Consider the following 12,845-nt stretch of genomic DNA (forward strand, 5'->3'; position numbering starts at 1 on the left):
GATTCCTCCGGGTGTGTTTGGGTCTGGTGCATGAACGTGCGAATGAGCCCGGAGGAGTACGAGCGGACGTTGCCGCGCAAGCGAGTCGCCGCAGGGGTCCTGTTCTTCGATCCGGAAGGGCGGGTGCTGTTGGTGGACCCGGTGTACAAGCCCTTGTGGGAGATCCCCGGCGGTGCCGTGGAATGGGACGAGTCCCCTCGCGCCGGTGCGGTACGGGAGGTCAAGGAGGAATTGGGGCTCGACTGGGAGCCGGGCCCGCTCCTTGGTGTGGACTGGCGCGGGGCGCGGCCAGGGCGCAGCGAGGGCCTGGTCTACGTGTTCGACGGCGGGGTGCTCGGCAGCGATCGGCTGTCGGAGGTCCGGTTGCAGGCGGAGGAACTCGGTGCGATGGAGTTCGTCGCGGTCGACCGGCTCCGGGAGCGGCTGGTGGAGCGACTCGCGCTACGGGTGGAGGCGTGCGTGCGGGCCCGCGAGCAGGGGCTGACGGTGTACCTGGAGTACGGGATGCCGGTATAGGGAGAACATGCGCTGGTCGTCCGGCCCGATGTGCGGGCCGGACGACCAGCTCTTTGTCAGCTGGCCAGCGGGTGGGGCTGTTGTGCCGACCGGGTGGTGGTGAGGGCGCGGCCCACGGATCGCTGGAGTGCGTCGTGGATGCCGTCGGCGAAGAGGAGTCCGCCGAGGTCGGCGCGGGCTTTGGCCAGTGACGAGTGGGCCTGGAAGGCGAGGGCTCCGACCAGGAGCGAGAGTTCGGTCGTCGCGCGGTGGGCGGTGTCGACGGCGTGCGCTTTGACACCGCGGGACCAGATGTCGCCCTGGGGGCTGCCGGCTGCGGTGATGGAGGCGGCGCCGAGGGCGTGCAGGAGGGCGGCGTTGAGTTCGGCGTGCGTGCGTCCGAGGGTGATCAGGGCGTTGTCGCGCAGGTGGCGGACGCGTCGGGTGTTCAGACGGTTGGTCAGGTCGGCGGTGACGGCTGTGTGGACTCCGGCGGCGGTTCCCAGTGCGGTGGCAGCGACCAGCGGGCGGAATTGGGCGAAGTGACGGCGGAAGACGCGCAGCCCGTCCCCCGTGGTGCCCAGCAGGTCCCGCGGATGCAGAGGGACATCGGTGAGGGACAGATTGCCCCAGGCCCAGCCCCCCAGTCCGGCCGGTGCGATGGACCGGCGTCGCAGTCCGGGGGTGTTGGCGTCCAGGACGGCCGCCGTCAGCTCTCCGGCGGGATCCTTGAAGAAGATGACGAAGCCACTGGCTTCGGTGAGGCGGGAGACCCAGCACTTCTCGCCGTTCAGCAGCCAGCCGCCACCCGGCTGCTCGGTGGCGCGTGTGGTGATCTCCTGCAGGCGGCTGCCGCCGTGGCGTTCGGTGACCGCAATGCCGACCAGATCGCCTGCTGCGAGCCGTGCGGCCCAGTGCCGGCGAACCGGCTCGCAGGCGTGACGCAGGATCATCCGGCCGTGGCCGGTGCCGACGGCGTCGCGCAGGTCCAGGTCGTAGAAGCCGCAGAGGAAGGCAGCCAGGGCATCGGTCAGCGCCGAGGCCGGGGGTGCGAGATCGGGTACGGCGTCGGGCTGCCCGAGTGCGGCGAGGTGACGGCGCAGGGCAAGCAGATCGGTGCTCGTGCGCCGGTCGGCGCGAGTGGCGAGGGCCTGGACGAGGTGGGTTTCCAGGTTGCGCAGTTCGTCGAGCTCATGCTCGCCCAGCCCTGGCAGGGCCGGTTGGAGGGGAGCGATCCAGGTGGTGACACAGAGAGGTTCCATGGTGTGTTCCCTCACAGGTCAGCGGGTCGTGGCGGAGTGGGGGCGAGCCGGGGAGCCGTACACGGTGGTGTCCGGGGCGACGTTGCGGGTGACGACGGACCCGGAACCGACCAGGGCGCGTTCACCGATGGTGATGCCGGCCAGGACGGTCGAGCCGGAGCCGACCTTGCAGCCGGTCTCGAAGCGCGGCGGCAGGAGGACGGGTGTGCGGTCCGTCTCGCGCCAGATCAGGTGCTTGTCGTTGACGGTGCGGATGCCCGCCCCGAGGAAGACGTCGTCCCCGAGCACGGTTTCGGAGGTGAGGTGGGAGAGGGGGGAGCAGCGGACGCGGTCACCGAAGTGGCAGGCGCGTTCGATGACGAGGAAGTGGCCCAGGACGCTGTCGGTGCCCAGTTGGGTGTGGCTGCGGATCAGGGTGTGGTGTCCGACGGCGGTGTTCTCGCCGATCCGGGTGCCGGCGTAGACGACGGTGCCCGAGCGCAGGGTGGCCCCGTCGCCGATGCGGGTGTCCGCGCCGGCCCCGGGGTAGGTGCGGCCGACCGCGTAGCCGGTTTCCGGTTTTCCGATGACGACGTGGTCCTCGATGCGGACGCCGTCGCCGATGCGGGTGCCGCCGTGCAGGATCGTGAAGGCGCCGATGACGGCGTGGTCACCGATCCGGATCGGACGCAGGGCGCCCTGTTCGTCGGCCGGCTCGATCAGGGTATGGGGGCTGATGCGGCAGCCGATGCCGATCTCCAGTAGCCCCGGGGACAGTAACGGGGACTGGGTGGCGGAGTGAACAGAAGAGAGGGGTGTCCCCATGACGGGGCCTCCGTTCGAGGGGTGAGGGTACGCCGAAGCACCGACGGAGCATTAGGACTAGGACTATCGTCGACATCGCAAAGAGCGTCGTCAATAGGGCTAGGACTATCGCATGAGGTTGTCCGAATCCGCATGAAACAGGAGGTACGCATGAGCAGTCCCGCCTACCGGCAGATGGCCGCTGAGCTGCGCGGCGCCATCGAGGACGGGACCTACCCGGCAGGCAGCCTCCTGCCGAAACTCGTCGACCTCGCCCAGCAGTACGGGGTGGCCAAACAGACCGCGCGCGAAGCCCTCGCCGAACTCGAGGTCGAAGGCCTCATCGACGTCACCCGCCGCAGGGGCACCGTCGTCCGCCGCCGCCCGGTCCGCCGGCGCCTCACCCGCAGTCGCCAGGTCTACCGCGACGAACGCGGCTACTACTTCGACCCCACCGCACAGCCATGGACCGCCTTGGAGCCCCCCGCCATCGCCTGGGCACCGGCCCCCCGCGACATCGCCACCCTGCTCGGACTCGCCGAAGGACAAGAAGGGGATGACGTCCTGGTACGCGACCGCGTCATGGGCGAGGCCGCCACCAACACCCCCCTGCAACTGGCGACCAGCTACCTGCCCGCTCCCCTGGCCCGCGGTACCCGCCTCGCCGAGAAGGACACTGGACCTGGCGGCATCTACCACCTGCTCGAACACATGGGCCATGCCCCCCTGTCATGGGAAGAAGCCGTCAGCGCTCGCATGCCCACCCCCACCGAGAGTGAACGCCTGCGCCTGCCCAAGGGCGTCGCACTGCTGCGCATCCTCCGCACCACCACAGGCCCCGACGGCGCCGTGCTGGAAATCAACGACACTCGTATGTCCGCCGACACCTTCGAAATCGGCTACAGCCTCACTCGGCACACCAGCGCACAACAGACCTGACTGTTGTTCCTCAGACGGCGGACACGCCCGCGCGCGCCGCGTCCGGCACGTGGTGGCGGCCGATCGGCACGATCATCGGGGTGCCGGAGGCCGGGTCGGGGACGACCGAGCAGCGCATCCCGAAGACCTCGGTGACCAGTTCCCCGGTCACGATCTCGGTGGGGCGGCCCTCGGCGACGATCCGGCCGTCCTTCATCGCGACCAGGTGGTCGGCGTACCGGCAGGCGAGGTTCAGGTCGTGCAGCACGGCGACCATGGTCACCCCGCGCTCGCGGTTGATGTCGGTGAGCAGGTCGAGGACGTCCAGCTGGTGGCTGATGTCGAGGTAGGTGGTCGGCTCGTCGAGCAGCAGTACGTCGGTGTGCTGGGCGATCGCCATGGCGATCCACACGCGCTGGCGCTGTCCGCCGGACAGTTCGTCGACCGGTCGCTCGGCGAGTTCCAGCACGTCGGTGGCGACGAGTGCCTCGGCGACCGCCGCGTCGTCCTCGGCGGTCCAGGAGCGCAGCCAGCCCTGGCGCGGGTAGCGGCCCCGGCCGACCAGGTCGGCGACGGTGATGCCCTCGGGGGCCACCGGGGTCTGCGGCAGGATGCCGAGGATGCCGGCGACCGCCTTGGTCGGCATCGACCGGATGTCCTTGCCGTCCAGCAGGACGGTGCCCGCCGTGGGGGCGAGCAGCCGGGCGAGGGAGCGCAGCAGGGTGGACTTGCCGCAGGCGTTGGGGCCCACGATCATCGTCACGCCGCCCGGCGGGATGTCGAGGTCGAGGCCCTTGACGATGTCCCGGCTGCCGTACCCGAGGCGCAGTCCGCGCGCTCCCAGGCTGTGTTCCGCGCTCATGCGGCACTCCCCTCCTTCTGGTCCTTGCCGGCCCTCGCCGGTCCTGCTTGCGCGGTCGTTCGCGGGCGGGTCATCCGCCCTGCCCCGAACGGTTGGCGCGGATCAGCAGCCACATCAGGTACGGGGCGCCGATCACGCTGGTGACGACGCCCACGGGGAGCTGCCCGGAGGCACCCGCCGGCAGGTCGACGAGGTCCAGTGCGTGCTGTGCGGCGAAGTCGGCGACCAGCACCAGCAGCGCCCCGGTCAGCCCGGAGGCGACCAGCGAGGCGCCGCGCCCGGGGGCCAGCCGGCGGGCGACGGGCGCGGCGACGAAGGCGACGAACCCGACCGGTCCGGCGGCGGCGGTCGCCACCCCGGCCAGCGCGACGGCGCAGCAGAGCAGCTGGAGGCGGCCCCGCTCGGTGCGGGCACCCAGTCCGGCGGCGGTGTCGTCGCCGAGCTGGAGTACGGGCATCTGCCGGGCGGCCAGGAAGAGCAGGGGCAGCAGCACCACGAGCGCCCAGGCCAGGGGTTGCAGCAGGTCCCAGGAGCGGCCGTTGAGGCTGCCGGTGAGCCAGAGCAGCGCCGACTGCGCCTCGGTGACCTCGGAGCGGGTCATCAGGTACGAGATCACGCTGGACAGCCCGGCGCCGATTCCGATGCCGACGAGGACGAGCCGCGCCCCGCTCACTCCGCGCCGCCAGGCGAGCGCGTAGATCAGCGCGGCGGTGAGCAGCGCTCCGGCCAGCGCGAACACGGAGAGAAGCATCCCGCTGACCGCGAAGAGCGAGGAGGAGAGCACCGCGGCGACGGAGGCTCCGGAGCTGATGCCGATGACGTCGGGGCTGGCCAGCGGGTTGCGCAGCAGGCTCTGGAAGACCGCGCCGGAGAGCCCGAAGGCGATCCCGACGAGGATGGCCATCAGGGCGCGGGGCATCCGCAGCTCGCCGACGATGAACCAGGTCGCGGCGTCGGCGCGCCCGGTGAGGGCGGCGAACACGTCGGAGAGCGGTACCGCCATGTCGCCGTACGCCAGCGAACCGCACAGGGCGGCGACGGTGGCGACGGCGAGGACCGCGCAGACCAGGAGGTAGCGGGTGCGGCCGTTGCGGCGGACGCGGGCGACCTCGCGTACGGCGGGGGCTCCGGGTGCGGTCTGTGCGAAGGGGGTGGCGGGGGCGGTGTCGCCGAAGGAGGTGGCGGGGGCGGTCACAGTTCCACCAGCTTCCTGCGGCGCACCAGGATCACGAAGGGGACGCAGCCGATGACGGCGGTGACGATGCCGACCTGCACCTCGGCGGGGCGGGCGACCAGGCGGCCGACGATGTCGGCGACGAGCAGCAGGATCGGGGCGAGGACCGCGCTGTAGGCGAGGACCCAGCGGTTGTCGGGGCCGGTGATGAGCCGGGCGGCGTGCGGGACGACCAGCCCGACGAACCCGATGGGCCCGGCGATCGCGGTGGCCGCGCCGCAGAGCAGGACCACGGCGAGGGCGGCGGCGGCGCGGGCCGCGCCCACCCGCTGGCCGAGGCCGCGGGCCACGTCGTCGCCGAGGGCGAGGGCGTTGAGCTGGGGGCCGAGGGCGAGGGCGAGGAGGGTGCCGACCACGATGAACGGCAGGACCTGCCAGAGCGCGTCGGTCTCCCGTCCGGAGAGCGAACCGACCTGCCAGAAGCGGAACTGGTCGAAGGTCTTGCTGTCGGTCAGCAGCATCGCGGTGGTGAGCGAGCCGAGGAAGGCGGTGGTGGCGGCTCCGGCGAGCGCCAGTTTGACCGGGGTGGCGCCCTCCCTGCCGATCGAGCCGACACCGTAGACGAAGAGGGCGGCGAGCAGCGCGCCGCCGAAGCCGAACCAGAGGTACTGCCCGGGGGCGGTGAGGCCGAGGACGCCCATGGCGAGGACCACGGAGACGGACGCCCCGGCGTTGACGCCGAGCAGGCCCGGGTCGGCCAGTGGGTTGCGGGTGACGCCCTGCATGAGCGCTCCGGCGAGGCCGAGGGCGACTCCGGCGAGGACTCCGGCGCAGGTGCGCGGGATGCGGACCGTCCGGACGATGACGTCGGTGCGCCGGGCGTCGTCGGGGCTGACCAGGCCGTGCCACACGTCGGCGAGGGGTACGTGCCCCGATCCGACGGCGAGGCTGATCGCGGCGATCAGTACGAGGACCACCAGCCCGGCCAGGAGGCCGGCGGCGAGTGCGGGGCGTGAACCCTTGCGGCGGACACCACCGGCCGGCGGTGCGGTGCGCGCCGTCGGCAGGGTGGCGGAGGCCGGGTTCACCGGGCACCTGTCGCGGTGGCCGGTATCGCGTCCGGCATCGTTCGCTCCTCAACGGCTCCGCGTAAAGCCGGCAACCGGTTCCACGCAGGGGGAATGCCCGCCAGGAGATCACCCGAGGGCCTACAGTAAGGTGACCCTAACATCGTAAGGGTGTACGGAAAAAACTGGTCCGGGTCGAAATGACCCGCGGCCCGACCGTCCGGATCCGGCCACCCATGCGTGCCGGCGGGGGTGACCTCCGCCCGTGCGTACCGCCAGGTCACCTGCCAGGAAGTCGTCTTGAGCCTCACCGCAGCGCCCGCAGCCGTGCCGTCCGACTCTGTCCAGCCCGCCGCCGACTCGTCCGGCACCGTCCCGTCCCCCGCCGCCGCCCCGCTCGCACCGCCCGCCCGCGACGGCTGGGTCGAGCTCACCGCTCCCGGGGAACTGACCGAGCTCCTCGGCGCCCCGCACCCGATCGTCATCGAGAAGGTCCACGACCGGCTGACGGAGGAGGACCTCCGGCTCATCGGTCTGTCCCCGCTGTGCACGGTCGCCACCTCGGACGCGGCGGGCAACTGCGACGCCTCGCCGAAGGGCGGCGAGCCGGGCTTCACGCTCGTGCTGGACGAGCGCACCCTCGCGCTGCCGGACCTGCCGGGCAACCGCCGCTCGGACGGCTTCCGCAACATCCTGCAGAACCCGCACGTGGGCCTGCTCTACTTCATCCCCGGTGTGATGGACGTGCTCCGCGTCAACGGCCGCGCCCGGGTCCTGCGGGAAGCGCCGTTCTTCGACGAGCTGGCGGACGCGAAGGGCGCCCGGCCGCAGCTGGCCATGGTCGTCGAGATCGACGAGATATTCCGGCACTGCCCCGCGTCCCTGCGCCGCTCCGGCGTCTGGCAGCCCGGCACCTGGAGCGCGGCGCCCAAGCAGCGCGGCTGAGACCGCGGGGCCGTACCCGAACCCCGTACCTCGTACCTCCGTCACCGCACCCCCCGGCCGCTCGGGTCGGGGGGTGCGGTGCGTCCGGGCCGGTGCGCGTGCGGCCCCGTCGGCCGGTGGACGCAGGCCGGTTGACGCACGCCCGGGAACGCAGGCCGGTTGACGCGGGCCGCTGGACGCAGACCGCCCCCGTCCGGCAGGGGGGGTGCCGGACGGGGGCGGGGTTCTGGGCGGGGCGCCGGTCCGGTGACCGGGGCACGGGGGCGGCGCCCCGGGGGCGTCAGCCCTGGTGGGGGTAGGTGTACTCGGTCGGCGGGACCAGCGTCTCCTTGATGGCGCGGGTCAGCGTCCAGCGCTGGAGGTTCTGCGGGGCACCGGCCTTGTCGTTGGTGCCCGAGGCACGGCCGCCGCCGAAGGGCTGCTGGCCGACGACGGCGCCGGTCGACTTGTCGTTGATGTAGAAGTTGCCCGCCGCGTAGCGGAGCTTCTCCATCGTGTGGGCCGCGGCGGCGCGGTCGTTGGCGATGACGGAACCGGTCAGGGCGTAGTCGGAGACCGACTCCATCTGGTCCAGCATCGCGTCGTACTGGTCGTCCTCGTACACGTGCACGGCGAGGATCGGGCCGAAGTACTCGGTCGTGAAGACCTCGTTCTCCGGGTCGGTGCACTCGATGACGGTCGGGCGGACGAAGTAGCCCACCGAGTCGTCGTAGGTGCCGCCCGCGACGATGGTGCACGTCGGGTCGGCGGCGGCGCGGTCGATGGCGGCCTTGTTCTTGGCGAAGGACCGCTCGTCGATGACGGCGCCGATGAAGTTCGACAGGTCGGTGACGTCGCCCATGGTGATGGCGTCGACCTCGGCCGCGAACTTCTCCTTGAAGCCGGAGTTCCAGATGGAGGCCGGGACGTACGCACGCGAGGACGCGGAGCACTTCTGGCCCTGGTACTCGAAGGAGCCGCGGGTCAGCGCGGTCTTCAGCACGGCCTGGTCGGCCGACGGGTGGGCGACGACGAAGTCCTTGCCACCGGTCTCGCCGACGAGCCGCGGGTAGGTGCGGTAGTTGGCGATGTTGTTGCCGACGGTCTTCCACAGGTGCTGGAAGGTCGCGGTCGAGCCGGTGAAGTGGATACCGGCCAGGTCGCGGTGGTTCAGCGCGACCTCGGAGACGGCGATGCCGTCGCCGGTCACCAGGTTGATGACGCCCTTGGGCAGGCCGGCCTCTTCCAGGAGCCGCATCATCAGCACGGCGGCGTGGGTCTGCGTCGGGGACGGCTTCCACACGACGACGTTGCCCATGAGCGCCGGGGCGGTCGGCAGGTTGGCCGCGATGGCGGTGAAGTTGAAGGGCGTGATCGCGTAGACGAAGCCCTCCAGCGGGCGGTGGTCCATGCGGTTCCACACGCCGGGGGAGTTGGCCGGCGGCTGCTCGGCGAGGATCTGGCGTGCGTAGTGCACGTTGAAGCGCCAGAAGTCGACGAGCTCGCAGGGGGTGTCGATCTCGGCCTGCTGGGCGGTCTTGCCCTGGCCGAGCATCGTGGAGGCGGCCATCGTCTCGCGCCACGGGCCGGAGAGCAGTTCGGCGGCGCGCAGGATGATCGCGGCGCGGTCGTCGAAGGACATCGCGCGCCAGGCCGGGGCGGCGGCGAGCGCGGCGTCGATCGCGTCCTGGGCGTCCTGCTCGGTGGCACCGGCGAAGGTACCGATGACGGCGCGGTGGTTGTGCGGCTGCACGACGTCGAAGCGCGCGCCACCGCCCATCCGCTTCTCGCCGCCGATGGTCATCGGGAGGTCGATCGGGTTCTGGCTGAGCTCCTTGAGCTTCGCCTCCAGGCGGGCGCGCTCGGGGGTACCCGGGGCGTAGGAGTGGACCGGCTCGTTGACCGGCGCGGGGACCTGGGTGACAGCATCCATGAGTGCCTTGTCTCCTTGGTTCGTCGGGGTGGGGGGTGGGAGCCGGACTCAGCCCTTGGTGAGGATGGAGCGCGCGAAGAAGAGGAGGTTGGCCGGCTTCTCCGCGAGGCGGCGCATGAAGTAGCCGTACCAGTCGGTGCCGTACGCGGTGTAGACGCGCATGCGGTGGCCCTCCGCGGCGAGGCGGATGTGCTCGTCGCTGCGGATGCCGTAGAGCATCTGGAACTCGTACTCGTCCAGCTTGCGGCCGGCCTGGCGGCCGAGTTCCTGGGCGATGGCGACGAGACGCGGGTCGTGCGACCCGATCATCGGGTAGCCGTCGCCCTCCATGAGGATCTTCATGATGCGGACGTACGCCTTGTCGATCTCGGCCTTGTCCTGATACGCGACGGAGGCGGGCTCCTTGTACGCACCCTTCACGATACGCACGCGGCTGCCCGCGGCGGCGAGCCGCCGGGCGTCGTCCTCGGTACGGAACAGGTACGCCTGGATCACGCAGCCGGTCTGCGGGAAGTCCTTCCGCAGCTCCTCGTGGATGGCGAACATCGAGTCGAGGGTGGTGTGGTCCTCGGCGTCCAGGGTGACCGTGGTGCCGATGGCGGCGGCGGCCTCGACGACCGGACGGACGTTGGCGAGGGCCAGCTCGTGGCCGTTCTCCAGCGCCTGGCCGAACATCGAGAGCTTGACGGACATCTCGGCCTTGGTGCCGAGGCCCAGGTCCTTCAGACGGCCGACCAGCTCCAGGTAGGCGTCGCGCGCGGCGGCGGCCTCGGCGGGCGTGGTGATGTCCTCGCCGACCACGTCGAGGGTGAGCTCCAGGCCCTTGTCGACGGATGCGCGGACGACGGGCAGGACGTGGTCGACGTTCTCACCGGCGATGAAGCGGTCGACGACCTGCTTGGTGCCCGGTGCGGCCGAGATGAACCGGCGCATCCGGTCGCTGCGCGACGCGGCGAGAATCACGGGACCCAGCACGGGGCACCTCCACGAAAGTACTGATGATCGGCTGCATGGACGGGGTACGAACGGCTGCGCACGGCTGTGCGCGTACGGGCCGGGCGTGGGCGAAAGCCGTCGAACCGGTCCGGACCATGACAGCACGGAGAACCACGGTGAAATCTATGGATTGCACCGAACGTGTGCCATCGACAGCTGTCACGCATCTGTGCTCGCCGCCTCAGACATCTGTCTGAACGGTGCGAGAATGGCGGGATGAAAGGCGACTATCAGGAACTCGTCGACGAGATCTCCGGGCTGCTGAGCGCCCCCGCCACCCTGGAGAACCGTGACTTCGGCCTGATCGCCTTCGGTGTGCACGACAGCGACGACGACACCGCCATGGACCCGGTCCGCACCCGGTCGATCCTGACCCGCCGCTCCACCCCGGCGGTCCGCGCCTGGTTCGAGGGGTTCGGCATCACCCGGGCGACCGGCCCGGTCCGCATCCCGGCGGGCCCGGAGGCCGGGGTCCACCTCAGCCGGATCTGCCTCCCGGTCCGCCACCGGGGCGTGGTGCTGGGGTACGTATGGCTGCTGGACGCCGAACCGGGCCCCACCGACGAGCGGCTGACGGCGGCCATGGAGGTGGCGGACCGGATCGGGGGGCTCCTCGCCGACGAGGCTCGGGCGGGCGCGGATCTCTCGCGCGAGCTGGGCGCCGCCCTCACGGCGGGGCACGGCTGGCAGCGGGACATGGCGCTGACCGCGCTCCGGGAGGCGCTGGGTGCCGATGCCGACGGGCTGCACGCGGTGGTCTGCGTCTCCCCGTGGACTGCCGAGGACACCCCGTCGGCGCGTACGGTCCCCTCGGCGGCGGCGCTCACCGTGGTGGCCCCGCCCGGAGCCGGCACGCTCTGTCTGGCCGCGCTCGTACGGCTGCGCTCCCCGGACGCGTCCGGTCCGGCGAACACCGCCGCCGACCGGCTCCGCGCCGAGGCGGGTGGATCCGCGACCGCCGGGATCGCCGTACCGCGCCGGGGTCTGGCCGAGCTGGCCGACGCCTGGCGCGAGGCGGTGTCGGCGGCTCGCGCGGCGGCGGCCGAGCCCCGGTTCGGCCCGGTCGCCGCGTGGTCCGGCATCGGCCCGTACCGCCTGCTGACCGCCCTGCCCGGCACCCCCGCGGGCCCCGACCCCTCGGTGGCTGCCCTGCTGGCCCCGGCCCACGCGGAGCTGGCCCGCACCGCGGAGACCTTCCTCGACCTCGCGGGCCAGGCGAGCCGGACGGCCGCGGAGCTGGGCATCCACCGCCAGACGCTGTACTACCGGCTCTCGCGGGTCCAGCAGCTCACCGGCCTCGACCTGGGCGACGGCGAGGACCGGCTGCTGCTGCACATGGCGCTGAAGGCGGCCCGGCTCTGAGGCGTTTCCTGGACGGACGGGGCGGTCACGCCCGGCGCGTCCAGGCGGCGGTCGCCCAGGTCAGGGCGAGCGCGAGGGCGGCCCCGAGCGCGGTCATCTCCACCCGCTGGAGCGCGACGGGGAACGTGGCCTCGGCCCTGCCGCTGGAGAAGAGAAGAAGGACGGTGGGGGTCAGGAACACCGCGTAGAGGAAGTCGTCCGGGAGCATCGCGTAGGCGACGGTGAGCACCGCGCACACGGCCGCCAGGACCAGGCAGACGGCCGAGGGGGCGGCGGCCACGGCGGCGACGGCGACCAGCGCGCCCGCGCCGGTGCCCAGCGCGCGGTGGACGACCCGCCGGCGCGTCGCGCCGGTTCCCGGAACCAGTACCAGGCAGAGGGTCAGCACGGCCCAGTTCCCTCGCGGCAGGTCCAGGGCGCGGCCGGCGACGATGAGGGCGGTGCAGCCCGCGGCGAGCTCGAAGGCGTTCAGTGCGGCGTCCCGGGCGGGGGCGGGATCGGCGGGGACGCGCATCCGGGTCAGACGGGCCGCGACGATCACGAGCGCCGCGCCCAGCCAGGACGCCGCCGCGACCGCCGCCGGGTTCCCGGGGACCAGCGCCGCGTAGAGCACGAGGTTGGACGGCAGCAGGGCGGCGGCTCCCACGCTGCGCCGGTTGACCAGCCCCTGCGCCGCGCAGGCGACCACGACCGCGGCGATGAGCAGGGGTGTGTTGCCACCGACGAGAGCGCCCACGGCGGCGGCGAGACCGGCGGACAGCCCGATCAGGCACTGGTCCGTCAGGGGCAGGCGGCCGGCGGCGACGGTCATGAACGTCATGCCGAGGTAGACGGCCAGGGCGGTGCCGCCGTCGAAGAGCCACCACGTGGCGCCGACGAACACGACCGCGAACAGCACGAGGGCGGTGGCCCTCGCCATTAGCTCCGGTGGCGGCATCCGGAGCCCCCTGCGGACACCATTCATATAGATACGAAGTAGCGCTTTTCACACCGTGCCGCATCACGGGAGCAGCGGCCCTCGGGCCGTGTCCGCCCTAGCGCCCGCCCCGGCGGGACGGGCCGGACACGG

Annotated in this window: 12 protein-coding genes; 4 read left to right on the forward strand and 8 right to left on the reverse strand. The window is 72.1% G+C overall.

Features of this window, described 5'->3' with window-relative positions:
* The first annotated feature begins 30 nt into the window (after positions 1–30).
* Positions 31–516 (forward strand): NUDIX domain-containing protein, encoded by a 486-nt coding sequence (locus ACFWEE_RS04480; RefSeq protein WP_386886269.1) that lies wholly within the window; start codon positions 31–33, stop codon positions 514–516.
* A gap of 56 nt (positions 517–572) precedes the next feature.
* Here ACFWEE_RS04480 and ACFWEE_RS04485 read toward each other — a convergent pair whose 3' ends face one another.
* Together ACFWEE_RS04485 and ACFWEE_RS04490 are read right to left on the reverse strand one after the other, a co-directional pair.
* Entirely contained in the window at positions 573–1,757 is a 1,185-nt protein-coding gene (locus ACFWEE_RS04485) for an acyl-CoA dehydrogenase family protein (protein ID WP_386886271.1), read from the reverse strand.
* Between the two features lie 18 nt (positions 1,758–1,775).
* Positions 1,776–2,561, reverse strand: coding sequence for a DapH/DapD/GlmU-related protein (locus ACFWEE_RS04490; RefSeq protein ID WP_386886273.1), 786 nt, complete (start codon positions 2,559–2,561; stop codon positions 1,776–1,778).
* A gap of 150 nt (positions 2,562–2,711) precedes the next feature.
* On the opposite strand from ACFWEE_RS04490, the gene ACFWEE_RS04495 reads away from it, so the two are divergent.
* Entirely contained in the window at positions 2,712–3,479 is a 768-nt protein-coding gene (locus ACFWEE_RS04495; RefSeq protein ID WP_386886275.1) for a GntR family transcriptional regulator, read from the forward strand.
* Between the two features lie 10 nt (positions 3,480–3,489).
* Here ACFWEE_RS04495 and ACFWEE_RS04500 read toward each other — a convergent pair whose 3' ends face one another.
* From ACFWEE_RS04500 to ACFWEE_RS04510, 3 genes are all read right to left on the reverse strand, one after another.
* Entirely contained in the window at positions 3,490–4,320 is an 831-nt protein-coding gene (locus ACFWEE_RS04500; RefSeq protein WP_386886277.1) for an ABC transporter ATP-binding protein, read from the reverse strand.
* Between the two features lie 70 nt (positions 4,321–4,390).
* On the reverse strand, positions 4,391–5,515 hold the full coding sequence (locus ACFWEE_RS04505; RefSeq protein WP_386886279.1) for a FecCD family ABC transporter permease: 1,125 nt from the start codon (positions 5,513–5,515) through the stop codon (positions 4,391–4,393).
* Positions 5,512–6,582, reverse strand: coding sequence for a FecCD family ABC transporter permease (locus ACFWEE_RS04510; RefSeq protein ID WP_386886281.1), 1,071 nt, complete (start codon positions 6,580–6,582; stop codon positions 5,512–5,514). The genes ACFWEE_RS04505 and ACFWEE_RS04510 overlap by 4 nt, the downstream gene beginning before the upstream one ends.
* A 306-nt stretch (positions 6,583–6,888) precedes the next feature.
* On the opposite strand from ACFWEE_RS04510, the gene ACFWEE_RS04515 reads away from it, so the two are divergent.
* A complete protein-coding gene (locus ACFWEE_RS04515) occupies positions 6,889–7,506 on the forward strand; it encodes an MSMEG_1061 family FMN-dependent PPOX-type flavoprotein (protein ID WP_386886471.1) in 618 nt (205 codons plus the stop codon).
* Positions 7,507–7,786: 280 nt separating this feature from the next.
* Here ACFWEE_RS04515 and pruA read toward each other — a convergent pair whose 3' ends face one another.
* Together pruA and ACFWEE_RS04525 are read right to left on the reverse strand one after the other, a co-directional pair.
* A complete protein-coding gene (pruA, locus tag ACFWEE_RS04520; RefSeq protein WP_386886283.1) occupies positions 7,787–9,418 on the reverse strand; it encodes an L-glutamate gamma-semialdehyde dehydrogenase in 1,632 nt (543 codons plus the stop codon).
* Between the two features lie 48 nt (positions 9,419–9,466).
* Positions 9,467–10,393: a proline dehydrogenase family protein gene (locus ACFWEE_RS04525; protein ID WP_386886284.1), complete on the reverse strand. Its 927-nt coding sequence runs from the start codon at positions 10,391–10,393 to the stop codon at positions 9,467–9,469.
* A 237-nt stretch (positions 10,394–10,630) separates the two neighbouring features.
* Here ACFWEE_RS04525 and ACFWEE_RS04530 point away from each other — a divergent pair, with 237 nt between their 5' ends.
* On the forward strand, positions 10,631–11,776 hold the full coding sequence (locus ACFWEE_RS04530; RefSeq protein WP_386886286.1) for a PucR family transcriptional regulator: 1,146 nt from the start codon (positions 10,631–10,633) through the stop codon (positions 11,774–11,776).
* Between the two features lie 25 nt (positions 11,777–11,801).
* On the opposite strand, the gene ACFWEE_RS04535 is transcribed toward ACFWEE_RS04530, so the two are convergent.
* Complete coding sequence (locus ACFWEE_RS04535) at positions 11,802–12,695, reverse strand: FUSC family protein (protein ID WP_386886288.1); 894 nt, start codon at positions 12,693–12,695, stop codon at positions 11,802–11,804.
* Between the last annotated feature and the right edge of the window lie 150 nt (positions 12,696–12,845).

The sequence above is a fragment of the Streptomyces sp. NPDC060184 genome, assembly GCF_042728795.1.
Taxonomy (GTDB): domain Bacteria; phylum Actinomycetota; class Actinomycetes; order Streptomycetales; family Streptomycetaceae; genus Streptomyces.